The following is a 23,596-nucleotide window of genomic DNA, read 5'->3' on the forward strand; positions in this document are numbered from 1 at the left end:
AGCTCCGATCCACAGGTCAAGTAAGGCAAACCTTGGCAGACCTGAGCAGGGTCGAACCTTTACGGTTACCAGGGAATAAAGGTTGACGTGGAGTGCTACGACCCGAGCGCTTTGACGTCTTGGTACGACCTGGACAGAAAGGCCGGTACTTCCAGTGACGACGACTACCGCCGTGATCGGGACCATCGCCGTATTACTCAGCCTCGTGTGCTGGGCACTCTTCCTTCGCGGTGTCGGCACGATGGTGCGCTCCATCGCGCAGGGCCAGAAGGTCGAATCCACGCGATTCGCCTACCCGGGCAAACGTCTGGCGACGATGCTCAAGGAGTTCGTCGCGCACACCCGCATGGCCAAGTTCCGCACGGTCGGATGGGCCCACTGGCTGGTGATGTTCGGCTTCCTGATCGGCTTCATCTTCTGGTTCGAGGCCTACGGTCAGATCTTCGAGCCCGAGTTCCACTGGCCCGTCATCGGCGCCTGGAACATCTACATCTTCGCCGACGAGGTCCTGGGTCTGGCCACGGTCATCGGCATCGTCGTGCTGATCATCATCCGCCAGCTCAATCACCCGCGCGTTCCGGCACGACTGTCGCGGTTCTCCGGCTCCCGCTTCGGCGCCGCCTACTTCGTCGAGGCCGTCGTCCTCCTCGAGGGTCTCGGCATGATCTTCGTGAAGACCTTCAAGATCGCCTCGGACATCGAGGATCCGCCGGTCTGGACCTCGTTCTTCACGCACTACTTCGCCCAGCTCTTCGATGGCATCTCGATCTACTGGGTCACCGCGGCCGCGGTCGTGAAGCTGATGAGCGGCATGGTGTGGCTGGCCGTGGTCGGTCTGAACATCGACTGGGGTGTGGCCTGGCACCGCTTCGCGGCGTTCTTCAACATCTACTTCAAGCGTGAGTCCGACGGCGGCGTCGCTCTCGGTGCTGCCAAGCCGATGATGAGCCAGGGCAAGGTCCTGGACATGGAGACCGCGGATCCCGACGTCGACGCGTTCGGCGCGGGCAAGATCGAGGACTTCAGCTGGAAGGGCTGGCTCGACTTCACGACCTGCACCGAGTGCGGTCGCTGCCAGAGCCAGTGTCCCGCGTGGAACACCGGTAAGCCGCTGTCGCCGAAGCTGATGATCATGTCGCTGCGCGACCACGGTCAGGCCAAGGCTCCGTATCTGTTCGCGGGCGGTCGCAAGGACATGGGCGGCGACGAGGTCGGCATCGTCGACGCCGAGGGCAACGTCGACGAGGCACGCCTGAACAAGGTGCCCGAGGCCGCACGAGCAGAGGCCGAGCGCAAGCTGGTCGGCGAGTCGGAGGGCACCACCGGCGCCGTCATCGACGCCGAGGCACTGTGGAGCTGCACCACCTGTGGCGCCTGCGTCGAGCAGTGCCCGGTGGACATCGAGCACGTCGACCACTTCATCGACATGCGCCGCTACCAGGTCCTGATCGAGTCGGACTTCCCGTCCGAGCTCGCGGGCATGTTCAAGAACCTCGAGAACAAGGGCAACCCGTGGGGCCAGAACTCCTCGCAGCGCACCGCGTGGATCGATGAGATGGACATCGACATCCCGGTGTACGGCCAGGACGTCGACTCGTTCGAGGGCTACGAGTACCTCTTCTGGGTCGGCTGCGCCGGCGCCTACGAGGATCGCGCGAAGAAGACCACCAAGGCCGTCGCCGAGTTGCTGGACATCGCGGCCGTCGACTTCATGGTGCTGGGCCAGGGTGAGACCTGCACCGGCGACTCCGCTCGCCGCGCGGGCAACGAGTTCCTGTTCCAGATGCTCGCGCAGCAGAACATCGAGACGTTCAACGAGGTCTTCGCGACCGCTCCCGAACAGCGCAAGAAGATCGTCGTCACCTGTGCGCACTGCTTCAACGCGATCGGCAACGAGTACCCGCAAGTGGGCGGCAAGTACGAGGTGGTCCACCACACGCAGCTGCTGAACCGCCTGGTTCGCGAGAAGCGGCTGGTCCCGGTCGCCGCACCCGCGGGTGAGCAGATCACCTACCACGACCCCTGCTACCTGGGTCGCCACAACAAGGTCTACGACGCTCCGCGCGAGCTGATGGAGTCGTCGGGCTCGACGCTCACCGAGATGCCCCGCCACGGCGAGCGCTCGATGTGCTGTGGTGCCGGCGGCGCCCGGATGTGGATGGAAGAGCAGATCGGCAAGCGCATCAACGTCGACCGCGTCGACGAGGCGCTGAACACGCTGAACTCGCGGCCGACCGACGCCGACGGCAACAAGCAGGTCCGCAAGATCGCGACCGGCTGCCCGTTCTGCCGTGTGATGCTGACCGACGGTGTGACCGCCCAGACCGCGGGCACCGAGGACGAGGGCCAGGTCGAGGTCGTCGACGTCAGCCAGCTGATCCTGGAGGGCGTCAAGCGCGGCCGCGAGGGACAGGACGTCAAGCGCGGCGGCAAGTTCCTCGGACCGATCCAGACCGAGCGGGCCCCCGAGCCGGCCGCGGCCGCAGTCGCGGCGACTGCGGCGGCTCCGGCGGCCGAGTGGCCGTCCCACCGCGACGCCGCGCTTCGCCCTCCGCTGCCTGTCCCTGCAGGCCACTCGGAGACCTCTGGGTCCTAGCGGCGGACTCAAGAAGCCCGGCGGGCTGAAGAAGCCGGGTGGCGCACCCAAGCCCGGCGCCGCAGCGGCTCCGGCGGCAACCGCAGCTCCGGCGGCTGCTGCGGAGACGCCCGCGGCCCCCGCGGCCAAGGGTCTGGCCATGGGCGGCGGCCTGAAGAAGCCCGGCGGGCTCAAGAAGCCGGGGGCCAAGAAGCCCGGCGCGGCGGCTCCGGCAGCCGCACCCGCCGCAGAGGCCCCCGCGACGCAGGCCCCGGCCACCGAGGCGTCAGCCACCGAGGCCTCGGCACCGGTCGAGACCGCGGCCACCGAGGGCAAGGCCAAGGGCTTCGGCATGGCGGGCGGACTCAAGAAGCCCGGTGCCAAGAAGCCCGGCGCCCCCAAGCCCGCTGCCGCTGCCGCTCCGGCGGCCGAGGCCCCCGCGGAGACGCCCGCTGCGCCGGCCGAGCAGCCGGTCGTCGACGGCGGCGCCGCGACCGGCGAGGGTGCGGCGACCACCGAGGGCACCGAAGGCAAGGCGAAGGGCTTCGGGATGGCCTCGGGTCTGAAGAAGCCGGGCGCGAAGAAGCCCGGCGCGCCGAAGCCCGCTGCGGCGGCACCCGCGGCACCGGCTCCCGAGCCGGAGGCCGAGGCCGCGCCTGCCGCGGAGCCGACTCCCGCGGAGCCGGCCTCCGCACCGGTCGAGGCTCCGGCGGAGACCGCTCAGGACGCGCGGACGATCGCCGAGACCGGCGCCTCGAAGGCGAAGGGCTTCGGGCTCGCCGCCGGCAAGAAGCGTCCCGGCGCCAAGTAGCAGTCCCTAGAAACGCTCATGCCGTTCTGCGTCACCGATTCGGGTGACGCAGAACGGCATGAGTGTTTTCCGGGACGTCAGCTCGCCGTGCCCGGAGTCGCGGTGGTCGTGCCCGGCGTCTGGTTCTGCTGCCCCGACTGTCCCGGCTGTCCCGGCGCCTGCTCATCGCCGTTCTGCGACCCCGGCGGCATCATCCGCCAGCGCTGATCGCGCCCGAACTGGTTCTGCATACCGTCGCCGCCGGTGAAACCGCGCATGTCCTCGCCGCGCTCGTAGCGGGAGCCGTGATCCTGATCGTGTCCGCCAGTCTGGTCACCGGTGATGTATCCGAGACCGAACGCGAGGCCGAGGCAGGCGAACGCGCCGACACCCGATCCGACGAGCAGCCACTTGCGCTTGACCTCGATCGACTGGGATGCCGCGGCCGCAGGCACCGGCGCACCGGGTGCGGGCACGGCGGCCTGGGCGTCGGCCTGCGGGACGATCGGTTCGGTCGGAGCGATCGGCTCGGCGGGGGGCGGGGGGGCCTGCGGGTCCGCGGCCGCCGGGTCGTGCTGCTGGGGTTCGTTCGGGTCAGTCATGCTCGGTCGATCCTCTTATCCGGTGGCGACGATCGTCGCCGTCGACCACCGAGGAAACCCGCGGCCCCTGTGAGGTCGCTGGGACCGACGTGCGGATCTCCTCCGAGCCCGCGAAACGCCCCTATCCGGCGACGGTGACCTGATAGATCAGCGTGGACGCACCGGCCGACGCGGTCGGCGACGATCCGACGTTCACCCAGATCTGCTTGCCGTCGACGTCCTTGCTCAGCAGGACCGACTTCGACTGCGGGTCGTCGACTCGCGAGGACTCCTCGAAGCCGGCGTCGGTGAGCTCGGTGACCGCATTGGTCAAAGCGTTTCCGTCGGATGCCTTCGCCTGCACGGTGACCTGCCATTTGGGCGATTCGCCCGAGGCGGTGAGCACCGCCCCGTCGACCAGCGGGACGTCGGACTCCGGGAAATCCGACGGCAGTGCGACGCCCGGTCGAGTCGGCTCGTCGTCCGAACCACAAGCCATGAGGAATGTGCTCGCACACACCATGATCAGCGCGGCTGCCAGCAGTCTGCGAAAATCCTTCATAGGGAGAACGGTAAGGTAGACCTCAAGTTCGCGTCACCACGACACCCCGCCCGCCCGTCCTCGACACAAGTCGGAGTGCCATTTTGATCCTGGTATTGATCGCCCTGGCCGTCAGTGCGCTCATTTCACCACCGATCATCAAGACGCTCGGGTCACGCGGTTTCTACGTCCTCGCGCTCGCTCCGGCGGCCGGACTCGTATGGGTGGCCGCCAACTGGCCGACGCCGGGCGAGCCGCCCCGCACGGAGACGATCAGCTGGATCCCCAGCCTCGACATGGACATCGTGCTGCGATTCGACACGCTGTCGGCGATCATGTCGGTCCTGATCCTCGGGGTCGGCGCACTGGTGCTGGTCTACTGCGCCAACTACTTCCAGGAGATGCGCCGTCGAGTCGCGGTCTTCGGCGGCGAGCTGGTGGCCTTCGCCGGTGCCATGTTCAGCCTGGTGGTCAGCGACAACACCCTGGTCATGTACGTGTTCTGGGAGGCGACCACCGTCCTGTCGTTCATGCTGGTCGGCTTCAACGCCGTCCGTGCGACGTCGCGGCGCGCGGCCACCCAGGCCTTGCTGGTCACCACCTTCGGCGGACTCGCGATGCTGGTGGGCATCATCATGCTCGGCGAACGGACGGGCAGCTACCTGCTGTCGGACCTCGTCGCGCACCCGCCGACCGGCGGCGTCTACATCGACGTCGCGGTGATCCTGGTGCTGATCGGCGCACTGTCGAAGTCGGCGATCGTGCCGTTCCATTTCTGGCTCCCCGGCGCCATGGCGGCGCCGACTCCGGTCAGCGCCTACCTGCACGCCGCCGCGATGGTGAAGGCGGGCATCTACCTGGTGGCCCGCCTCGCCCCCGCCTTCGCGCCGCTCGTCAGCTGGCAGGTCATGGTGATCGGGCTCGGCCTGCTGACGATGGTGCTAGGCGGCTGGCGCTCGTTGCGAGAGCTGGACCTCAAGCTGATCCTCGCCTTCGGCACCGTCTCGCAGCTCGGCTTCATGATGGTGCTGGTCGGCATCGGCGATGCCAACGTGGCGATGGCCGGCCTGGCCATGGTGGTCGCGCACGCGATGTTCAAGGCCTGCCTGTTCATGGTCGTCGGCATCATCGACAAGTCCACCGGCACCCGCGACATCCGCAAGCTCGCGCGACTCGGGCAACGACTGCCCGTCCTGGCGGTGACCGCCGCGGTGGCCGGAGCGAGCATGGCCGGTCTGCCGTTCACCCTCGGCTTCGTGGGGAAGGAGACGGCGTTCGGCAGTGTCTGGGACACCGGTGCGCTCTCCCCGCTGCAACGGCACACCGTCGACGTGGTCCTGCTGGTCGGTTCGATCATCACCTTCGCCTACACCACCCGTTTCCTGTGGGGCGCCTTCGGCCGGAAGGTCAGGCATCTGCCGACGCGCGCCGTCGCCCAGCTGGAACCGCCCGCGGTGATGTTCCAGGTGCCGCCGGCCCTGCTGTCCGCGACCGGAGTGATCGCCGCGTTCGCCTCCGGCTGGATCGGCTCGCTCTTCGAGCCGTACGCCGAATCCCTGCCCGCATACGGCGAGGAGCTCGAGCACCTCGCCCAGTGGCACGGCTTCGGTCTGCCCGTGGTGTTCTCCATCATCGTGGTGGCCGGTGGCGCCGGCCTCTTCATGTTCCTCCGGGCACGACGCGCGCACGTCTTCGTCCATCCGCCGCGGCTCAACGCCGACCGGATCTACGACCGCACGCTTCGCGCGGCCGACACCGTGTCCCTGTGGGTCACCCGGAACACCCAGCGCGGCTCGCTGCCGATCACCCAGGGCGTCATCCTGACCACCGCGGTGCTGCTGCCGGTCACCGTCCTCTTCCTCGGCAGCAGGCAGACACTGCACATCAGCGGATTCAACACCGCCGACGAGATCGTCATCGGCTTCGTGATGGTGTCCGCGGCCGTCGCGACCGCCGTCCTGCGCAATCGGCTGGCGGGCCTGCTGACCCTCGGCATCACCGGCTACGGCTGCGGTGCGCTGTTCGCCATGTACGGGGCTCCCGATCTCGCGCTCACCCAGTTCCTGGTCGAGAGTCTGACGCTGGTCGTGTTCGTTCTCGTGCTGCGCAAGCTGCCCCCCGAAGCGACACCCAAGCAACGGACCGGTCACCGGCCCGTGCGGATCGTGATCGCCGTCGCCTTCGGCGCGATGCTCGTGCTGATCGGTCTGTTCGCCGCCGCGGCGCGCTCCACCGAACCCCTGCACGTGTACCTCGGCGACGCCGCCTACGAGTTCGGGCACGGGGCCAACGCCGTGAATGTGCTGCTGGTCGACATCCGCGCCTGGGACACCCTCGGCGAGATCTCGGTGCTGATCGTCGCCGCGACCGGTGTCGCCTCCATGGTCTTCCGGAGCCGCAGATTCGGTGCCGTCCCGCGCGTCACCGAGTCCGCGCTGGCCGAGCGCCGCAACGGCGACGACCCGTCGCACGGCCGAACCACCTGGCTCCGTGGCAGCGAGATGCGCGACCCGTCGCAGCGCTCACTCATCCTCGAGGCCACCACCCGGCTGGTGTTCCCGACGCTGGTCGTGCTGTCGGTGTACTTCTTCTTCGCCGGGCACAACGCCCCCGGCGGCGGCTTCGCCGGCGGCCTCGTGATGGGCCTGGCCCTGGTTCTCCGATACCTGGCGGGCGGCCGCTACGAGCTCGGCGAGGCGATGCGCATCGAAGCGGGAACCATCCTCGGCGCCGGTCTGGCGATCTCGGCGACGACCGCCGCGGTGTCCCTGTTTCTGGGCGCGCCCGCGCTCTCGTCCGCCGTGATCGAGATGCATCTGCCGGTGTTCGGCGAGGTCCACATCGTCACCGCGCTCTTCTTCGACCTCGGCATCTATCTCATCGTGGTCGGCCTGGTCCTCGACATCCTGCGCAGCCTCGGCGCCCGGCTCGACGTCGTCGACCCGCCGACCCCGACGACCCCGGCGCCCGAACCCGAGGAGGTGAAGTGATGTCGGTGAACCTCGGACTCCTGATCGTCGTCGGAGCGATGGCTGCCGCCGGCGTCTACCTGCTCACCGAGCGCAGCCTGATCCGCATGCTGTTCGGTCTGCTGCTGGTCGGCAACGCGCTCAACCTGATGATCCTCGTGCTGTCCGGTCCGCCCGGCCATCCCCCGATCCGCGGCCGCGAGACCAACGGACCGAACTTCGACACCGACCCGCTGGCCCAGGGCATGGTCCTCACCGCGATCGTGATCACCCTCGGCATCGCGGCCTTCGTTCTGGCGGTCACGTATCGGCTGTTCAAGATCAACCAGGCCGCCGAGGAGGAGAAGAAGCTCCTCGGACAGGAGGTCGCGACCGACGACGAACTCGGCGACGACGAGGAAGACATCAAGATCCTCACCGGCACGCCGCAGACGCAGCCCGACCGCGACCGCAGCGACGATCCGACCACCGGCGCGGACACCGTCGTCGGCGATCTCTTCGACAAGCGGGGCAATCCGTTGACGGCCGAGGAATTCATCGCCGCCCACGTGAACGTTCACGAACCCGACCTGATGCCGGAGGACGCGGCCGTCATCGAGCAACTGCCCGACGACGGCGACGAGATGCCCACGGACGCCGACGAGCCCGACGACGAGGAGGCGACCCGATGATCCCGCAGACATCGTGGATCTCCGTGCTGATCGTCCTCCCGACCATGGTGCCGCTGCTCGCGGCGGCCGTCACCCTGCTCGCCGGCCGCAGTCCGACGATCCAGCGGGCGGTCACCGTCACCGCCATCGGCATCGCCCTCATCGCGTCCGGAATGATGCTGTACCTGACGAGCGGCCACGGGACCTTCGCGGTCAACGTCGGCGGCTGGGACGGACGCGGCATCGCAGGCTCCCCGCTCGGCATCACCCTGGTCGTCGACCGCCTCGCCGCGTTGATGCTGGTGATCTCGCTGACCGTGTTGCTGTGCGTCGTCGTGTACGCGATCGGGCAGGGCATCCGCGACGGCACCACCGAGCAGCCGGTGTCGATCTTCCTGCCGACCTACCTGATCCTGACCGCCGGGGTGTGCAACTCGTTCCTCGCGGGTGACCTGTTCAACCTGTACGTCTCGTTCGAGGTCCTCCTCGCCGCGAGCTTCGTGCTCCTCACCCTCGGTGCGAGCGCCGATCGGGTGCGTGCGGGCGCGTCGTACATCATGGTGTCGATGGTGTCGTCGCTGATCTTCCTGGCGGGCATCGCCTTCGCCTACGCGACCACCGGAACGCTCAACCTCGCCGAGATGGCGGTGCGCCTCGACGACGTCCCGGACGGCACACGCAACGCCCTGTACGCGGTTCTGCTGGTCGCCTTCGGCATCAAGGCCGCCGTGTTCCCGCTGTCCACCTGGCTGCCCGACTCCTATCCGACGGCGCCCGCCCCGGTGACGGCGGTGTTCGCCGGACTGCTGACGAAGGTCGGCGTGTACGCGCTGATCCGGACGCACACCCTGCTGTTCCCCGGCGGCTCGATGGACAACGTCCTGATGGTCGCCGGACTGCTGACGATGCTGGTCGGCATCTTCGGCGCGATCGCGCAGTCGGACATCAAACGTCTGCTGTCGTTCACGCTGGTCAGCCACATCGGTTACATGGTCTTCGGCATCGCCGTCGGCTCGCAGCTGTCAACGTCGGCGGCCATCTTCTACGTCGCGCACCACATCCTCGTGCAGACGACGCTGTTCCTGGTGGTCGGACTCATCGAGCGCCAGGCCGGGTCGGCGTCGCTCCGCAGACTCGGCGGACTCATCGCCAGCCCGCTGCTCGCCGGCCTGTTCCTGATCCCGGCGCTGAACCTCGGCGGGATCCCGCCGTTCTCCGGGTTCATCGGCAAGGTCGCGCTGCTCGAGGCGGGCACCGCCGACGGATCGGTGCTCGCGTGGATCCTGGTCGGCGGCTCGGTGGTCACCAGCCTGCTCACGCTCTACGTGATGGCCCGTATCTGGACCAAGGCGTTCTGGCGGGCCCGCGCGGATGCACCCGAGGGTTCGATGGCCTCCAGCACTGCCTCGGCGCTCATCGAAGAGGGCACCGACGTACTGCTCGAAGATCGCGAGGACGTCGGACGCATGCCTCCCGCCATGGTCCTGCCGACCATGGCGATGGTCGGAGCCGGCCTCGCACTGACCGTGTGGGGCGGCCAGATCTTCCACTTCACCGACGACGCCGCCGACGGTGTCCTCGACCGCAGCCAGTACATCTCGACCGTGCTGCACCACTCCGACGAAGCGCACCCGACGGACGGAGGCCAGCGATGAGCAACGCTCCGTTCCCCGATCGCCCGCATGCCAAGCCCGTCGGCAAGCGTCCGGTCGCGGCGTTCTTCGGCAATCTGTGGCGCGTCACGCTGGTCCATCTGGCGTGGCCCGCCGTGCGGTCGTACGTGTGGCTGAACGAGAATCTGCACGCGCCCGCGTGGACCGGTGGATCCCTTCGCGATTTCGGCGTCCGCCTCTGGGGCTTCGCGTGGCTGACGTTCGTGTGGGTACTGCTGTGGGGCGACATCACGTGGGGCAACATCGTCGTCGGCGCCGTGATCGCGCTGCTGGTGATGGTGGTGCTACCGCTGCCCCGCGTTCCGGTCGAGGGCCGGTTCCACCCGATCGCTGCGTTGAAGCTGATCGCGACGATGATCTACAACTTCTTCATCTCCAGTGCACAGGTCGCCTGGGCCTCGGTCGCACCCGGCGACCCGCCGCTGGGTGCCGTGGTCCGCGTGCACATGGCGATCAAGTCGGACCTCACGCTCACCCTGGCCGTCGACTACATCAATCTGGTGCCCGGCACCATGGTCGTCGAGATCGACCAGGACCAGCGCATGCTGTACATCCATGTCTTCGACGTGCGCAAGCAGAAGTACATCGACGAGTTCCTCCGGCAGATGGCGTACGTGGAGCGCCAGTTCATCAAGACCTTCGAACGCGACGACGAGTGGCACGCCAGCCCGTTCCACGGCATCGACGACGACTACCACCACGTACCGTTCAGCGACCGCCGGCGCGTCGCCGAGCAGGATCCCTCGCGGAAGGAGAAGTGATGACCGTCGTCTGGATCATCAGCGCCACGATGCTGCTCACCGCCGTCCTCCTGACCACGTACCGGACGCTGCGCGGGCCGACCACGCTCGACCGCCTCGTCGGCGTCGACGCGATCGTCGCCATCTCGATCTGCGGACTGTCGGTGTGGGTCGCCTACACCACCGACACCACGGTGGTGCCCGGGATCGTCGCGCTCAGCCTGGTCGGCTTCATCGGGTCGATCGCCGTCGCCCGCTTCCGAGTGAGGGACGACCAGCAGTGATCATCGACATCATCGCCGCCGCACTGATCCTCACCGGGTCGCTGCTCGCCCTGACCGCGGCCATCGGCATCGTCCGATTCCCCGACACCCTCAGCCGCATGCACGCGGCCACCAAGCCGCAGACGTTCGGCATGATCCTCGTGTTGATCGGCGCCTTCATCAAGCTCGACGGCCACCCGGACGGCGGCATGCTGGTCCTCACCGGACTGTTCACGCTGATCACCGCGCCCGTGGTCGCGCAGCGCGTGGGGCGGCTGGTCTACCGCGAGCAGGCGCTGGGCAAGACGGTACTGGACGAGGACGAGTTGGCGCCGCGCGGGGATTGAGCGGGGCGCTCCCTCGCTGGTTGAGCGAGCGCAGCGAGTCGAAACCCCCGTGACAACCAGCGCGACTCACCTGGTCTCGACCGACGCCTCGGCTTTCGGCCTCGGAAATCGGCTCGACCTGTCGCTCCGCTCCATCACCCCAGTTCGGCGACCACCGAGTCGACCACCCTGCGCATGTCGCCGGTCTGCTCGAACACCGACTGCTGACGCTGATAGCTGGCCCCGCGCGCGACGATGTCGCCCACCGTCGCCAGCTCGTCGAGGCAGCCGAGGGAGGCGGCCACCGGCTCCAGCCGCACCAGCAGTTCCGCGAGGTCCTCGGTGACGAGCCGCTCGGAGCAGGCGGCGTCCTGAATGATGATCGCGTCGAGCCCGTACCGGGCGGCGCGCCACTTGTTCTCCTGAACCAGCCAGGGGGCCATCTGCGGGAGCGTCTCGCCCGCGGTGAGTCGGCGGTCCAGGTCGACGATCAGGCAGTGCGTCAACGCGACGATGGCGGCCAGTTCCCGGCGATTCGAGACGCCGTCGCACACCCGGACCTCGATGGTCCCGAGATGCGGCGACGGCCGGATGTCCCAGCGGATCTCATTGAGATGGTCGATGATTCCGGTGGTCTTCTGATCGCGGGCGAAGCCCTCGAACTCCGACCACGACTCGAACTGGAACGGCAGACCCGCGGTGGGCAGCTGTTGGAACATCATCGCGCGATTGCTGGCGTAGCCCGTGGCACGACCGGCCCACATGGGCGACGACGCCGACAGCGCCAGCAGGTGCGGGTAGTACTTGAGCAGCGACGACAGGATCGGGAGCACCTTGTCGCGGTGGTCGATCCCGACGTGGACGTGCACGCCCCAGATGAGCATCTGCCTGCCCCACCACTGGGTGCGTTCGATCAGCTCCGCGTACCGATGGCCCTCCGAGAGCTGCTGCGTCGACCACTCCGCGAACGGATGGGTCCCCGCGCCGTAGAGGTCGATGCCGATCTCGTCGCACAGGGCGTGGACCACCTCGAGCGAACCGCCGAGGTCGTCCATCGCCTGTCCGACGGTGGTGCAGACCCCGGTGACCAGTTCCACCGTGTTGCGGAGCAGTTCACGGTGGATCTTGCCGCGCTGGTCACCGGCGCGGGCGTCGACGAGTTCGAACAGGAGATCCGCCGCATTGGACAGGTCCCGGCTGGCCTTGTCGACCAGCGCGAGTTCCCACTCGACGCCGAGCGTCGGCTTCGGCGAGCGAGTGAAGGCGATCTCCGTCGGAGAGGCCACCGTGACTCCCGGACCTCAGGTCTCGCCTAGTTGCCGCTGGTCTGCGAGATCACGCCGCAGGCCAGACGCGGTGCCTCGGAGCCCCCGTCGGCCAGGTCGTGCAGGATGACGGCCTTGCCGCGGATCTGCTGAACGGTGAACGCGTCGGTGGTCGTCGAGGTGCTGGCGGTGCCGTCCTTGAGGACGTTCAGGGTCGCCAGGTCGCCGGACTCCGGCTTGCCGGTGTGACCGTCGGCCTGGAAGTGCCCGCCCGCGGTGGCGAAGTCGGTCGCCGGCTCGCACTTGCCGGTGGTGTGGATGTGGATGCCGTGTGCACCGGGCTTCACGCCGGTCACCCGGATCGAGACCTTCACCGCTTCGCCGTCCTGCGAGAAGCTCACGAAGCCGACGCGGTTGCCGTCCTTGCCGACCAGCGTGGTCGAGGCGGAGGAGGCCTCCGCCGGGATTCCGTCGGCGTTCACGGCGTCCGCCGGATTGACCTGGTCACCGGTGACGACCGCCGGGGTGGTGCCCGGAACGTCGCTCGGCTGCTCGTTCGGGGTGCAGGCCGAGAGGGCGAGGGCTGCGCCGCCCGCGGCGGCCAGTGCCGCGATGACCCGAACGGTCGAAGCGCGATTGGTGCTACGGACGGTCATGTGTGCTCCTTAGTCGTCGGCACTGTGGTCGGCTGGGCGGGGAGTCCGCTTCGCGTGCACTTGGGCTGTTGCCGTATTCCCTGATGTTTACTGTTCGCCAATGATTATGACGGGTGGGCCCGACCCGCGCGCTACCGGCTCACCACGACGACCGCCAGCCCCTCCGGGCAGCGGGTGAACGCGGTCGGCCGGGGGTTGAGCTCGGCGCCGCCGGGCACCGCCTCGGCGACCTTCTTCGCCGCCTCTTCCTGCTCCGGGTTGTAGAAGATCGTGTTCTCACTCACGCTGGCGGTGCTGAGGTTCGCGGTCTCGCCGACGGTGAACCCGGCGTCGGTCAGGCTCTTGCTGACCTCACTCGCCAGACCGGTCACATTGCCCGCGTTCAGCACGCAGAGTTCCGGCACGCCGGAGGTGTCCGCCGCCGCCTTGGTCGTGCTCGTCGGCGCCTTGCTCGTGGAAGCCTGCTTCTCCGACTCGGCGGCCGCCTGGGCACTCTGGCCCGCGGCTTTGAGGCCCGCGTCGGGATCCTCACCGGTGGTGGTCAGCTGATGGATGCCGAGACCGATGCAGACGACCGCGATCGCCAACAGCAGCATGGCACCCGCACGCAGCGGAAGACGGTTGTTATCTCGCTCAGCATTCATCACGGCAACTCTAACCCACCGGTCACGACGGAGGCCCGCCCACAGACCGTGGCGGGCGTCGGCTAGCCGGTCTTCGCCGCGGCCAGCAATGCGAGGGCTGCGACCCCGGTGACGGTGCGAACGACGTTCCAGTTCCGCCACGCGTGTTCGAAGGCCGAACGGGCCGTCTCGTACTGACCGGCGGTGGCGGTCCGCGCGGTGTCCAGGGCGTCGTTCAAGGGGACGTTGGCGACGACCGTGACGACGAAGGTCAGCACCGCACACACGGCGGCGGCCAGCAGCAGCCAGAACGACGGGTGACGCTGCACCCCGCCGAGCACCGCGGCGACGACCGTGACGATCGGCGCGAGGAACAGCACGGTGAGAAACCACCCGTTCTGGATCACGGTGTTGATGGACCGGAACGCCTCGACGAAACTCCGGTCGTCGAGGCGGCCGAGCGCCGGAGTCACCGCGCATGCGAACGCGAAGTAGACCCCCGCCAGCAGTCCGTTCATCACCACGGCCACGGTCACTGTCTTGCTGACGTCCATGACATTCCCCTTCGTCTGAAGCTGTTGCTCCTGCCATCAACGCTAGGAACCACCTGTCGGCGAAACAACGATCAGAATCCCGAATATCTTGCTCATTCGTCCGCATGTGGCGAACGAATGGCGATCTCGGTGCCATCGTTGACGGATGGACGCACCGGGACGAGCGAGTACAGATCGCCTGGCACGTGTGCTGCACATGCTCCGGATGAGCGGCACCTTCTACTGTCAGGCGGAACTGAGCGAGCCGTGGGCGCTGCAGATGCCCGCGATCGCCGACTCCGTCAGCTTCCACGTCGTGACGGCGGGGACCTGCCTGCTCCGCGTGGCCGACCGGCCTCCCGTCGAACTCCGCGCGGGCGACCTGGCCTTAGTGCCCCGCGGTCTCGGACACGATCTGCTCAGCGACCTCGACTCCGGTCCCGGTCCGCGGGTCGACCTGCTGCCGCAGGAGTACCTGAGCCCCCGGTATTCGGTGCTGCGCTACGGCGGATCGGGCCGGACGGCCCAGCTGATCTGCGGCATCGTCTCGTTCGACGACCCCGCAGCGCGTGAACTGATGCGCACTCTGCCGACCGTGCTGTCGATCAGCGGAGACAGCCCCGCAGCGGCGTCGTCGGTCCGCGACACGCTTCGGCTGATGGCGGGCGAACTCGTCCGCCCCCAGCCCGGCGGCGAGGCCGTGGCAACCAGACTCGCCGACATCCTGGTGGTCCAGGCGATCCGCGCCTGGATCGCCGAGGGCGAGCAGCCCGCCGCCGGCTGGCTCCGTGGGATCCGAGACGAGCGGATCGGTCTCGCCCTGGAAGCGATCCACGCAGAGCCGGGCCGAGAGTGGAATCTCGAGCGACTGGCGCAGGTGGCCGCGATGTCGCGGTCGTCGTTCAGCGTGCGCTTCACCGAGACGGTCGGCGAATCGCCGATGGCGTACCTCGCCCGCTGGCGGATGAGCATCGCCGAGTCGCGCCTCCGCCGGGAGCACGTCACCGCGGCCGGCCTGGCGACGCAGCTGGGCTATCGATCAGAGGCGGCGTTCAATCGCGCGTTCACCCGCATCGTCGGGCGTACCCCCGGCTCCGTGGCACGGGACGAGGTGCCGGGGCCCTGAACTTCTGGCGCTAAGTGATCTCGAAGCCGAGGCGGCGGGCGGCGCGAGCCTTCTGGCGAGACGCACGCAGTCGGCGCAACCGCTTCACCAGCATCGGGTCGGCCGCGAGCGCTTCCGGTCGATCCACCAGCGCGCCGAGCACCTGGTAATACCGGGTCGCCGACAGGTTGAAGAGCTCCTTGATGGCGTCTTCCTTGGAGCCCGCGTACTTCCACCACTGGCGTTCGAAGTTGAGGATCTCGCGTTCCCGCCGGGTGAGTCCGTCCGGGCCCATCTCGTGCGGGTCGAGGTTCGCAGCCTGATCGCGGGCTGCGTCGATCGCCGTGGGGTCGTCGCCCTTGGGGCTACGCGCCGTTGCGCCGTTCATCTCGCTCCCTCAAACAGCTGAACCATGCATCCACACCGAGTCCGCGACGAGCCTCCCGGCGGACGAATGACATCAGTGTGGTTCCGACGAACATCTAACCACGATCCGCAGCCGCTTCCCCGGCGACGCACCGCAGCCGGATCCGATGTGTCGGGCAGTAGAATGCTCTGTCATGGCAATTCTCCCGATCTGCATCATCGGCGAACCCGTCCTGCATCAGCCGACCACCCCCGTCGAGCTCGACGCAGACTCGAAGCCCTCGGCCGAGATCGTCACGCTCCTCGACGACATGTACGACACCATGGACGCCGCGAACGGAGTGGGGCTCGCCGCCAACCAGATCGGCGAGGGCCTGCGGATGTTCGTCTACGACTGCCCCGACGGCGGCGTCCGGCGCCGCGGCGAGGTGATCAACCCGGTGCTGGAGACCTCGGAGATCCCGGAGACAATGCCGGACCCCGACGACAACGACGAGGGCTGCCTGTCCGTCCCCGGCGAGGGATTCCCCACCGGTCGCGCCGACTGGGCCAAGGTGGTCGGCACGGACCGGAACGGTGATCCGGTCGAGATCGAGGGCAACGGCTTCTTCGCGCGCATGCTCCAGCACGAGACGGGCCATCTCGACGGCTTCCTGTACGTCGACGTGCTGGTGGGCCGCAACGCCCGCGCCGCGAAGAAGGCCGTCAAGCGCAACGGCTGGGGTGTGCCCGGACTGACCTGGCTGCCCGGTACCGTCAGCGATCCCTTCGGGCACGACGACGACTGACGATGGCGACTCGGGGACCTCGCCCCGCGCTCGGCGATCGCGTGGTGATCCGGTATCGCCTCGGCGACGACGCTCCCGCCGACTGGCGGTCGTCGCCGAATCCGCCGACCACCGGCTCACCGACCCAGTCGGACATCACCGGGATCCTCCGTGAGCAGAGCGACGACGCGATCGTCGTGGAACGCGACGGCGCGCTGCACCGTCTCGCGACGTCGGCGATCTCCTCGGTCCGCCTGCTGTCGCGGCGCGTGGTGCGCAACTCCGAGATCCGCGAGGTGGAGCGAGCCCTGATGCTCGCGGCACCCGCCCGCGAGCGCGCCGAGTCCGACGGCTGGCTGCTGAACGGGGCCGGCGACGGGCTGCGTTCCGCCGCGGTCGCCCCGGTCGACTTCGGCGCCACCGGTGCCGGGCTGGTCGGCGCGCGCGAGTGGCTCGCCGCGCGTGGGCTGCCGACTCGGGTGGTCGTCGCCGACCGTCTGCTGCGCACGTCGGCACTGGGCGCGACCGTCGTGGGATCGGCGGATCTCGAAGTCCTCGTCGGACCCGAGCCGACCACGGCCGCCGCCGGGGAATGGGCGCGGATCGCCGACGGAGTCGCCGCCGTCACCGTGCTCGCGGACGACGACGCCGCACGCGCCGCGTGGCGAGCGCTGAGTTTCGAGTTGCACCACACCTGCCGAATGCTGAATCTGTAGCCGAGATCCGATGAATTACGGTGGACGACGATGTCGAACTCCACCACTGACCCGGAACTCACCCGGCGGCGGGTCATCGCCTCAGCGCTCGCCGTCGTCGCGCTTCTCGCCGTGCTGGCGTTCACCTGGTGGATCGACGGCCGCGACAGCCCGGACGACGCCTCCTCGGCGCCGACCACTACCGCGAGCACGCCCCTGGTCGAGACGAATGCGGTGGCGCCCGGTGAGGCGACTGTCGCGGCGAACGCCGACCAGGCGCCGACGCGGGTGACGGCGACGCTGGCGAAGATCGATTCGGGCCGATGGCCGGAGGCTGCCAACGCTCCGGGAACCCACGGCGGCGACACCTTCCGGAACAACGAGCGCAAGCTCCCGGTCAAGACCGACGCGGGCCGTCGCATCACCTATAAGGAATGGGACGTCAACCCCAAGAAGCCCAACCGCGGACGGGACGCCGAGCGCATCGTCACCGGCAGCGACGGGTCCGCCTGGTACACCCTCGACCACTACCGGACCTTCGTCGAGATCCGGGGGCCGTCGGCATGACCGCGATCGTGCCCGCCGAACTGCTGAGCGGCCCGGGTCCGGCCGCGGCACTGGCCGTCGGCGACGTCTCCGCCGCCCGAACCGGGGCGGTGGTCCGCCGGCTGTCCGGGGCGCGGATGCGCACACTCGACGGGCTGTACGACGCCTTCGCCCGGGCCTGGAGCTTTCCGGACCACTTCGGTCGCAACAAGGACGCGTTCGACGACTGCCTCGGCGACCTCCCGCTCGGGCTCCGGACCGCGATCGGCGCCCCCGCGACCGGGTATCTCACAGTGATCACCGATGCCGAGCAATTGCTGTCGGACGCCTCCGACGACGACTTCGAGTGGTTCGCGACCTCGCCCGAGCACTGGCGCGAGCGATCACTCCGATCCGGCCGCGGCTTCGGCCTCGTCCTATCCGCCGACGACGACACGGCGCCGTCGGTGGCGGCACGATGGGAGGCCGCCGGAGATCCGCTGATCCGACTGCGGCAGGATTGACCCCATGCGCCTGGCGACGTGGAACGTGAACTCGATCCGCGCCCGATCCGAGCAGGTCGTGGCATGGATGAACCGGCATGCGATCGATGTGCTGGCGATGCAGGAGACCAAGTGCCCGGACGACCAGTTCCCGGTGATGAGCTTCCTCGCGCACGGGTACGACGTCGCCTTCCACGGGACCGGCGGCTACAACGGAGTCGCGATCGCCTCGCGGATCGGCGTGCACGATGTGCACATCGGCTTCGACGGTCAGCCGACGTACGACGGCGAGCGTGAGGCACGCGCCATCTCCGCGACGTGCGGCGACGTCCGCGTCTGGAGCCTGTACGTGCCCAACGGCCGCGAGCCCGGTCACCCGCACTTCCAGTACAAGCTCGACTGGCTGAGCGCACTGGGCGACGTGACCTCGCTCGAACTCTCGCACGACCCGGCCGCACAGGTCGTCCTCGCGGGCGACTGGAACGTGGCACCCACCGACGACGACGTCTGGGATCCGGAGTACTTCGAGTCCCGCACGCACACTTCCGAAGAGGAACGCGCGGCGTTCCGGCACTTCATCGAGGGCGGTTTCGTCGACAGTGCGGCGCCGTACACCACCGACCCCAAGACCTACACGTTCTGGGACTATCAGGCGGGCCGGTTCGCGCGGAACGAGGGCATGCGCATCGACTTCGCGCTCTGCTCCCCGGCCCTCGACGACCGTGTCTACGACGCCTTCATCGACCGCGCCGCCCGCGCCGCCGAGGGCGCGAGCGACCACGCACCGATCGTCTTCGACCTGAGCTGAGCGCAGGGGTGAGAGCCGCCCAGGCCCGTCGAGCGAGCTACCCCCAAGGCTGGTCGAGTAGCCCGCGAACGAAGTGAGCGAGCGTATCGAGGCCTCCGTACCGCGGCTGGGGGTCTCGATGCGCCTCGTCACTACGTTCCTCGGCTTACTCGACCACCCTGGGGGCGGCTTACTCGACCACCCTGGGGAGGCTCGACCACCCCGGGTGCCGCTCAGGCCGGGGCCATCGCCACCATGCCGGGGTGCGCGTCCAGGAAGTGCTTGGTGAAGGTGCACAGCGGACGGACTTTGAGACCGTTCTCACGCATGTACTGCATGGCACTGCCGGTCAGGCGGGTCGCCAGACCGTGACCGCTGTACTCGTCATACAGGACGGTGTGCAGGATGGTGACCACCTGTCCCTCGGGGCCGTCGTCGATCCGATAGCCGAGGACCCCGACGAGGTCGCCGGCCACCCAGAGTTCGAACCGTTCGCGATCGGGATTGTGCGACACCTGCGAGATCTGATGCAGCAGCGAGCGCGCCGACTGCGGCGGATGCGAGTGACGGATCTTCCTGCGCATGTGACCTCCTGTGACCAGCGTCACAAGATTACGTTCCGCGCGAGCTGAGACGCAAGTCACATCTGTCACATCTGCATCACGATGCGACGTCGTTCCGGGAGATGCGTATGGTGGGCAACGCACAACTTCACACGCGGGGGCTCCCACGGAAACCGGGGGCTGAGATGGCGACAGGCGGTCGTCGACCGCCTGAACCTGTCCGGATAATGCCGGCGTAGGGAGGAATCATCATGGGCACAACCATGCCTGGATCAACTCGGACCGACTCGAACGGAGCGGCCGAGGTCACGTGCGGCCCGATCGAGGGCAGCACCAAGCACTACCTCGACGTGGACGGGATGGCCGTCCCCCGACGACGCGTGCACCTCACCAACGGCGAACACCTCGACCTCTACGACACCTCCGGTCCGTACACCGACTCGTCGGCGATCATCGACCTCGAAGCCGGCCTCGCGAAGACCCGTGACGCGTGGACTCATCCGGCGCCGGTGCAGGTCGCGGGGCATGCCGCCGCAACCCAGTTGGCGTGGGCCCGCGAGGGAATCATCACCCCCGAGATGGCGTTCATCGCGGCCCGCGAAGGCGTCTCGCCCGAGTCCGTGCGCGAGGAGATCGCCGCGGGTCGCGCCGTCATCCCCGCCAACCACCGTCATCCCGAGTGCGAGCCGATGATCATCGGCAAGGCCTTCGCGGTGAAGGTCAACGCGAACATCGGCAACTCGGCGGTGACGTCGTCGATCGCCGAAGAGGTCGAGAAGATGGTGTGGGCCACGCGCTGGGGTGCCGACACCATCATGGATCTGTCGACCGGCAAGGACATCCACCTGACGCGCGAGTGGATCATGCGCAACTCTCCGGTCCCGGTCGGCACCGTGCCGATCTACCAGGCCCTCGAGAAGGTCAACGGCGATCCGACGAAGCTCACCTGGGAGATCTACCGCGACACGGTCATCGAACAGGCCGAGCAGGGCGTCGACTACATGACGGTGCACGCGGGCGTCCTGCTCCGCTACGTGCCGCTCACCGCGAAGCGCGTCACCGGCATCGTCTCGCGCGGCGGATCCATCATGGCGGCGTGGTGCCTGGCCCACCACCGCGAGTCGTTCCTGTACGAGCACTTCGGCGAACTGTGCGAGATCTTCGCGCAGTACGACATCACCTTCTCGCTCGGGGACGGGCTGCGTCCCGGCTCCATCGCCGACGCCAACGATGAGGCGCAGTTCGCCGAACTGCGCACGCTCGGCGAACTGACCAAGATCGCCAAGAGCCACGGAGTGCAGGTGATGATCGAGGGTCCCGGCCACGTGCCGATGCACAAGATCGCCGAGAACGTCCGGCTCGAAGAGGAACTCTGCGAGGAGGCCCCCTTCTACACGCTGGGCCCGCTGGCCACGGACATCGCGCCCGCCTACGACCACATCACCTCGGCGATCGGCGCAGCGATGATCGCCCAGGCCGGCACCGCGATGCTCTGCTACGTCACGCCGAAGGAACACCTGGGACTGCCGAACCGCGACGACGTGAAGGTCGGGGTCATCACCTACAAGATCGCCGCGCACTCGGCCGACCTCGCGAAGGGGCATCCGCGTGCGCAGGAGCGGGACGACGCGCTGAGCAAGGCGCGCTTCGAGTTCCGCTGGACCGATCAGTTCAACCTCGCGCTCGACCCGGACACGGCCCGCGAGTACCACGACGAGACAATGCCTGCCGAGCCCGCCAAGACCGCGCACTTCTGCTCGATGTGCGGTCCCAAGTTCTGCTCGATGCGCATCTCCGCCGACGTCCGCACCTACGCCGAACAGAACGGGCTGGTGACACAGGAGGACATCGACGCCCGTCTCGCTCAGGACATGGCCGCCAAGTCGGCGGAGTTCGCGGCGTCCGGCAACCAGGTCTACCTGCCGATCACCGAGACGGTCGGGTGACTGCCCGACTGCCGCTGCCCGCATCGGGAGCCACTCCGGTGCGGGTGATGACCGTCGCAGGGTCGGACTCCGGCGGCGGCGCGGGAATCCAAGCCGACATGCGCACGTTCGCGCTGCTCGGCCTGCACGCCTGTGTGGCCGTCACCGCGGTCACCGTGCAGAACTCGACCGGCGTCACCGGCATTCAGGAGATCGAGCCGTCGGTGGTCGCCGCGCAGATGCGCTCGGTGGTACCGGACATCGGCGTGTCGGCCGTGAAGACCGGCATGCTCGCCTCGGGGCCGATCATCGACGCGATCGCCGACGCGGCCGTCGACCTGCGGATCGGACGGGACGCGGACGTCCCCCTCGTGGTGGACCCGGTCTGCGCGTCGATGCACGGCGATCCGCTGCTGGCCGCGGACGCACTCGGCGCGTTGAAGGAGCGGCTGTTCCCGCTGGCGACGGTGGTGACTCCGAATCTCGACGAGGTACGGCTGCTGACCGGCATCGACGTCGTCGACGCGGACACCCAGCGAGCCGCCGCCGTCGCGCTGCACGCGTTGGGGCCGCGCTGGGCGCTGGTGAAGGGCGGGCACCTGCGGGGCAGCGATGTGAGTCCCGACGTGCTGTACGACGGCACCGGGTTCCTCGAATTCCCGAGTGCCCGGATCGACACCCCGCACGACCACGGCGCGGGCGACACCCTCGCCGCCGCGATCACCGGCGCGCTCGGGCACGGCTATGCCGTGCCCGACGCGGTCGGCTTCGCGAAACAGTGGGTCACCCGCGGGCTGGCCGCCGCCTATCCGCTGGGCGCGGGGCACGGTCCGGTGAATCCGCTCTGGCGCCTGGATCCCGAGGCGGACTGAGCGCCGGCCCGTCGGACGAAGTCCCGCCGGCTCGATCGGCGAAGAACGCTGTCAGCCGCGGACGCGGTGGCGGTACTCGACCGGGCCGACCCCGTAGCGCGACTTGAACCGATTACGGAAGGTCGCGACGGTCGGGAAGCCCGAGGAGAGGGCGATCGCGCTGATCGAGGCACCCGCATTCTGGACGAGCAGCTCGTGGGCGGTCTGCAGGCGACGGTCCGCGATTCGGCTGGCGAGGGAGGTCTCGCAGCTCTCGAAGTAGCGGTACAGCTGGCGGCGTGACAGGTGCAGGTGCTCGGCGATGGCGTCCGGCGAGAACGTCGCGTCGCGATGATGCCGATCGATGAGGTCGCGTGCAGCCTCCTGGACGAACAGGGCGTTGTCCTCGGAGGCGGACGGCGAACCTTCGAGTTCCGAGAGCGCTGCGACGATCAGGTCGACGGCGGCCTGCTCCGACACGTTCCCCGCAGCCTGTCCGGCATTGATGGCCGACGTCTCCGCCGCGAACCGGCGGACGAAGACCGCGGCGGCGCGGGCGAGCGGCGTATTCGCGGCGACCGGCCGCTGCAGCCGCTCCGCGATGTGGCGGGGCTTGCCGAGGCGGGTGAACGGGATCAGCAGACCCGACGGGTCCGAGACCGCATTGGTGATGAGGCTGTACGGTGCGGCGTTGCTGACGAAGACGAGGTCGCCGGGGCCGTACACGAACTCACGACCGCCCTGGCGGACCAGCGACTGTCCGCGCATGCCGCTGACACTGACGACCAGGGCCTCCGACGGTTCGGTCCGGACGCGCTCGGCGGTCCGTTCCAGCGTCATCGCGGGCTGCAGCGCGCAGTAGGTGGCGATCGACGAGAGATTCTGCGCGAAGCGCATCGCATGGAAGGAGTCGGGCTCGGCGATCCGGACGTCGACGGTCGGACTGTACGACGCCGTGCCGGACTGCCCGGTGAAGCGGTCCGGGCGAGGGCGCGTCGCGGCGCTGCCGACGCCGAGCCGGGCCTCCCATTCGGCGACCGTGCGGGGCGTCAGTCGCGTGGAGAGTCCGGGGCGGGTGGCAGCCGACACCGACGGGCGAGTTTTGGACAGAGCTGTCTTGGGCAGGGTGGAGCTGTAGGACATCAGGGGAGACCTTCTACGCATGGGGACATGACGAGATTGGCCTGGCTTTGGGAGGGAGCCTTGCATTCTCATCTGACATACTTGCATACCCAATTTCCCGTGTCGAGTGAATCACGAAACCGGCCGAAGTGATATTCGGGTCACATCCGACGGTCACGGTCGGCAATCTTGGGTCGCAACG

General features: G+C 68.4%; 23 protein-coding genes, 1 pseudogene and 1 riboswitch. Of the genes and pseudogenes, 15 read left to right on the forward strand and 9 right to left on the reverse strand.

Annotation, left to right across the window (positions count from 1 at the left end; all coding sequences use genetic code 11):
- Positions 1 to 154 precede the first annotated feature (154 nt).
- Positions 155 to 3,386: pseudogene (locus SCNU_RS10610) on the forward strand ((Fe-S)-binding protein).
- A gap of 77 nt (positions 3,387 to 3,463) precedes the next feature.
- Here the strand turns inward: SCNU_RS10610 and SCNU_RS20035 are convergent.
- Together SCNU_RS20035 and SCNU_RS10625 are read right to left on the reverse strand one after the other, a co-directional pair.
- Positions 3,464 to 3,967, reverse strand: coding sequence for a hypothetical protein (locus tag SCNU_RS20035; protein ID WP_009679370.1), 504 nt, complete (start codon positions 3,965 to 3,967; stop codon positions 3,464 to 3,466).
- Between the two features lie 121 nt (positions 3,968 to 4,088).
- Positions 4,089 to 4,508 carry a hypothetical protein gene (locus tag SCNU_RS10625; RefSeq protein WP_009679371.1) on the reverse strand — a complete coding sequence of 140 codons (420 nt, stop codon included), beginning with the start codon at positions 4,506 to 4,508 and terminating at the stop codon, positions 4,089 to 4,091.
- An 83-nt stretch (positions 4,509 to 4,591) separates the two neighbouring features.
- Between SCNU_RS10625 and SCNU_RS10630 the strand changes: the two genes are divergently transcribed.
- From SCNU_RS10630 to mnhG, 6 genes are read left to right on the forward strand one after another with little or no spacing between them, the layout of a single operon-like run.
- Positions 4,592 to 7,477, forward strand: a complete 2,886-nt coding sequence (locus SCNU_RS10630; protein ID WP_040518211.1) for a Na+/H+ antiporter subunit A — start codon at positions 4,592 to 4,594, stop codon at positions 7,475 to 7,477.
- Positions 7,477 to 8,127, forward strand: coding sequence for a Na(+)/H(+) antiporter subunit C (locus tag SCNU_RS10635; RefSeq protein WP_009679373.1), 651 nt, complete (start codon positions 7,477 to 7,479; stop codon positions 8,125 to 8,127). The genes SCNU_RS10630 and SCNU_RS10635 overlap by 1 nt, the downstream gene beginning before the upstream one ends.
- A complete protein-coding gene (locus SCNU_RS10640; RefSeq protein WP_009679374.1) occupies positions 8,124 to 9,761 on the forward strand; it encodes a Na+/H+ antiporter subunit D in 1,638 nt (545 codons plus the stop codon). Before SCNU_RS10635 ends, SCNU_RS10640 begins: the two co-directional genes overlap by 4 nt.
- Positions 9,758 to 10,540 carry a Na+/H+ antiporter subunit E gene (locus SCNU_RS10645; RefSeq protein WP_009679375.1) on the forward strand — a complete coding sequence of 261 codons (783 nt, stop codon included), beginning with the start codon at positions 9,758 to 9,760 and terminating at the stop codon, positions 10,538 to 10,540. Before SCNU_RS10640 ends, SCNU_RS10645 begins: the two co-directional genes overlap by 4 nt.
- Positions 10,540 to 10,803: a monovalent cation/H+ antiporter complex subunit F gene (locus tag SCNU_RS10650; RefSeq protein WP_009679376.1), complete on the forward strand. Its 264-nt coding sequence runs from the start codon at positions 10,540 to 10,542 to the stop codon at positions 10,801 to 10,803. The genes SCNU_RS10645 and SCNU_RS10650 overlap by 1 nt, the downstream gene beginning before the upstream one ends.
- Positions 10,800 to 11,129, forward strand: coding sequence for a monovalent cation/H(+) antiporter subunit G (gene mnhG, locus SCNU_RS10655; RefSeq protein ID WP_009679377.1), 330 nt, complete (start codon positions 10,800 to 10,802; stop codon positions 11,127 to 11,129). Before SCNU_RS10650 ends, mnhG begins: the two co-directional genes overlap by 4 nt.
- A gap of 134 nt (positions 11,130 to 11,263) precedes the next feature.
- Here mnhG and SCNU_RS10660 read toward each other — a convergent pair whose 3' ends face one another.
- The 4 genes from SCNU_RS10660 to SCNU_RS10675 all read right to left on the reverse strand — a co-directional run bounded on the left by SCNU_RS10660 (position 11,264) and on the right by SCNU_RS10675 (position 14,206).
- Positions 11,264 to 12,394: a glutamate--cysteine ligase gene (locus tag SCNU_RS10660; RefSeq protein WP_009679378.1), complete on the reverse strand. Its 1,131-nt coding sequence runs from the start codon at positions 12,392 to 12,394 to the stop codon at positions 11,264 to 11,266.
- A gap of 26 nt (positions 12,395 to 12,420) precedes the next feature.
- Positions 12,421 to 13,029 carry a superoxide dismutase family protein gene (locus tag SCNU_RS10665; RefSeq protein ID WP_009679379.1) on the reverse strand — a complete coding sequence of 203 codons (609 nt, stop codon included), beginning with the start codon at positions 13,027 to 13,029 and terminating at the stop codon, positions 12,421 to 12,423.
- 131 nt (positions 13,030 to 13,160) lie between these two features.
- Complete coding sequence (locus SCNU_RS10670) at positions 13,161 to 13,673, reverse strand: LytR C-terminal domain-containing protein (RefSeq protein ID WP_139025944.1); 513 nt, start codon at positions 13,671 to 13,673, stop codon at positions 13,161 to 13,163.
- 62 nt (positions 13,674 to 13,735) lie between these two features.
- Positions 13,736 to 14,206, reverse strand: a complete 471-nt coding sequence (locus SCNU_RS10675; protein WP_009679381.1) for an anthrone oxygenase family protein — start codon at positions 14,204 to 14,206, stop codon at positions 13,736 to 13,738.
- 145 nt (positions 14,207 to 14,351) lie between these two features.
- Here SCNU_RS10675 and SCNU_RS10680 point away from each other — a divergent pair, with 145 nt between their 5' ends.
- Complete coding sequence (locus tag SCNU_RS10680) at positions 14,352 to 15,311, forward strand: AraC family transcriptional regulator (RefSeq protein ID WP_040518213.1); 960 nt, start codon at positions 14,352 to 14,354, stop codon at positions 15,309 to 15,311.
- A 10-nt stretch (positions 15,312 to 15,321) separates the two neighbouring features.
- Here the strand turns inward: SCNU_RS10680 and SCNU_RS10685 are convergent, their stop codons facing one another.
- Entirely contained in the window at positions 15,322 to 15,678 is a 357-nt protein-coding gene (locus SCNU_RS10685; RefSeq protein WP_009679383.1) for a DUF3263 domain-containing protein, read from the reverse strand.
- Positions 15,679 to 15,850: 172 nt separating this feature from the next.
- On the opposite strand from SCNU_RS10685, the gene SCNU_RS10690 reads away from it, so the two are divergent.
- The 5 genes from SCNU_RS10690 to SCNU_RS10710 are packed head-to-tail and all read left to right on the forward strand — an operon-like array spanning position 15,851 to position 18,954.
- Entirely contained in the window at positions 15,851 to 16,444 is a 594-nt protein-coding gene (locus tag SCNU_RS10690; protein ID WP_009679384.1) for a peptide deformylase, read from the forward strand.
- Between the two features lie 2 nt (positions 16,445 to 16,446).
- On the forward strand, positions 16,447 to 17,139 hold the full coding sequence (locus SCNU_RS10695; protein WP_009679385.1) for a GNAT family N-acetyltransferase, cg3035/Rv0428c family: 693 nt from the start codon (positions 16,447 to 16,449) through the stop codon (positions 17,137 to 17,139).
- A 30-nt stretch (positions 17,140 to 17,169) separates the two neighbouring features.
- The gene (locus SCNU_RS10700; RefSeq protein WP_009679386.1) at positions 17,170 to 17,685 is read left to right on the forward strand and encodes a guanyl-specific ribonuclease; all 516 of its coding nucleotides are present in this window, start codon (positions 17,170 to 17,172) and stop codon (positions 17,683 to 17,685) included.
- A complete protein-coding gene (locus SCNU_RS10705) occupies positions 17,682 to 18,167 on the forward strand; it encodes a barstar family protein (protein WP_009679387.1) in 486 nt (161 codons plus the stop codon). Before SCNU_RS10700 ends, SCNU_RS10705 begins: the two co-directional genes overlap by 4 nt.
- A gap of 4 nt (positions 18,168 to 18,171) precedes the next feature.
- Positions 18,172 to 18,954 (forward strand): exodeoxyribonuclease III, encoded by a 783-nt coding sequence (locus SCNU_RS10710; protein ID WP_009679388.1) that lies wholly within the window; start codon positions 18,172 to 18,174, stop codon positions 18,952 to 18,954.
- A 212-nt stretch (positions 18,955 to 19,166) separates the two neighbouring features.
- On the opposite strand, the gene SCNU_RS10715 is transcribed toward SCNU_RS10710, so the two are convergent.
- Complete coding sequence (locus SCNU_RS10715) at positions 19,167 to 19,517, reverse strand: GNAT family N-acetyltransferase (RefSeq protein WP_009679389.1); 351 nt, start codon at positions 19,515 to 19,517, stop codon at positions 19,167 to 19,169.
- Between the two features lie 123 nt (positions 19,518 to 19,640).
- Positions 19,641 to 19,756, forward strand: a riboswitch (TPP riboswitch).
- Positions 19,757 to 19,759: 3 nt separating this feature from the next.
- Between SCNU_RS10715 and thiC the strand changes: the two genes are divergently transcribed.
- Entirely contained in the window at positions 19,760 to 21,442 is a 1,683-nt protein-coding gene (thiC, locus tag SCNU_RS10720) for a phosphomethylpyrimidine synthase ThiC (RefSeq protein ID WP_009679390.1), read from the forward strand.
- Positions 21,443 to 21,489: 47 nt separating this feature from the next.
- Positions 21,490 to 22,293 carry a bifunctional hydroxymethylpyrimidine kinase/phosphomethylpyrimidine kinase gene (thiD, locus tag SCNU_RS10725; RefSeq protein WP_083812594.1) on the forward strand — a complete coding sequence of 268 codons (804 nt, stop codon included), beginning with the start codon at positions 21,490 to 21,492 and terminating at the stop codon, positions 22,291 to 22,293.
- A 51-nt stretch (positions 22,294 to 22,344) separates the two neighbouring features.
- On the opposite strand, the gene SCNU_RS10730 is transcribed toward thiD, so the two are convergent.
- Positions 22,345 to 23,415: a helix-turn-helix domain-containing protein gene (locus tag SCNU_RS10730; protein ID WP_009679392.1), complete on the reverse strand. Its 1,071-nt coding sequence runs from the start codon at positions 23,413 to 23,415 to the stop codon at positions 22,345 to 22,347.
- Positions 23,416 to 23,596: the final 181 nt, after the last annotated feature.

This window comes from Gordonia neofelifaecis NRRL B-59395, assembly GCF_000192435.1.
GTDB lineage: Bacteria > Actinomycetota > Actinomycetes > Mycobacteriales > Mycobacteriaceae > Gordonia > Gordonia neofelifaecis.

Excerpts from the sequence above, each read along its gene's own strand:
- SCNU_RS20035 (WP_009679370.1), bottom strand. The coding sequence starts at position 3,967 with ATGACTGACCCGAACGAACCCCAGCAGCACGACCCGGCGGCCGCGGAC.
- SCNU_RS10625 (WP_009679371.1), bottom strand. The coding sequence starts at position 4,508 with ATGAAGGATTTTCGCAGACTGCTGGCAGCCGCGCTGATCATGGTGTGT.
- SCNU_RS10635 (WP_009679373.1), top strand. The coding sequence starts at position 7,477 with ATGTCGGTGAACCTCGGACTCCTGATCGTCGTCGGAGCGATGGCTGCC.
- SCNU_RS10640 (WP_009679374.1), top strand. The coding sequence starts at position 8,124 with ATGATCCCGCAGACATCGTGGATCTCCGTGCTGATCGTCCTCCCGACC.
- SCNU_RS10645 (WP_009679375.1), top strand. The coding sequence starts at position 9,758 with ATGAGCAACGCTCCGTTCCCCGATCGCCCGCATGCCAAGCCCGTCGGC.
- SCNU_RS10650 (WP_009679376.1), top strand. The coding sequence starts at position 10,540 with ATGACCGTCGTCTGGATCATCAGCGCCACGATGCTGCTCACCGCCGTC.
- SCNU_RS10665 (WP_009679379.1), bottom strand. The coding sequence starts at position 13,029 with ATGACCGTCCGTAGCACCAATCGCGCTTCGACCGTTCGGGTCATCGCG.
- SCNU_RS10670 (WP_139025944.1), bottom strand. The coding sequence starts at position 13,673 with ATGAATGCTGAGCGAGATAACAACCGTCTTCCGCTGCGTGCGGGTGCC.
- SCNU_RS10675 (WP_009679381.1), bottom strand. The coding sequence starts at position 14,206 with ATGGACGTCAGCAAGACAGTGACCGTGGCCGTGGTGATGAACGGACTG.
- SCNU_RS10680 (WP_040518213.1), top strand. The coding sequence starts at position 14,352 with ATGGACGCACCGGGACGAGCGAGTACAGATCGCCTGGCACGTGTGCTG.
- SCNU_RS10685 (WP_009679383.1), bottom strand. The coding sequence starts at position 15,678 with ATGAACGGCGCAACGGCGCGTAGCCCCAAGGGCGACGACCCCACGGCG.
- SCNU_RS10690 (WP_009679384.1), top strand. The coding sequence starts at position 15,851 with ATGGCAATTCTCCCGATCTGCATCATCGGCGAACCCGTCCTGCATCAG.
- SCNU_RS10695 (WP_009679385.1), top strand. The coding sequence starts at position 16,447 with ATGGCGACTCGGGGACCTCGCCCCGCGCTCGGCGATCGCGTGGTGATC.
- SCNU_RS10700 (WP_009679386.1), top strand. The coding sequence starts at position 17,170 with ATGTCGAACTCCACCACTGACCCGGAACTCACCCGGCGGCGGGTCATC.
- SCNU_RS10705 (WP_009679387.1), top strand. The coding sequence starts at position 17,682 with ATGACCGCGATCGTGCCCGCCGAACTGCTGAGCGGCCCGGGTCCGGCC.
- SCNU_RS10710 (WP_009679388.1), top strand. The coding sequence starts at position 18,172 with ATGCGCCTGGCGACGTGGAACGTGAACTCGATCCGCGCCCGATCCGAG.
- SCNU_RS10715 (WP_009679389.1), bottom strand. The coding sequence starts at position 19,517 with ATGCGCAGGAAGATCCGTCACTCGCATCCGCCGCAGTCGGCGCGCTCG.
- thiC (WP_009679390.1), top strand. The coding sequence starts at position 19,760 with ATGCCTGGATCAACTCGGACCGACTCGAACGGAGCGGCCGAGGTCACG.
- thiD (WP_083812594.1), top strand. The coding sequence starts at position 21,490 with ATGACCGTCGCAGGGTCGGACTCCGGCGGCGGCGCGGGAATCCAAGCC.
- SCNU_RS10730 (WP_009679392.1), bottom strand. The coding sequence starts at position 23,415 with ATGTCCTACAGCTCCACCCTGCCCAAGACAGCTCTGTCCAAAACTCGC.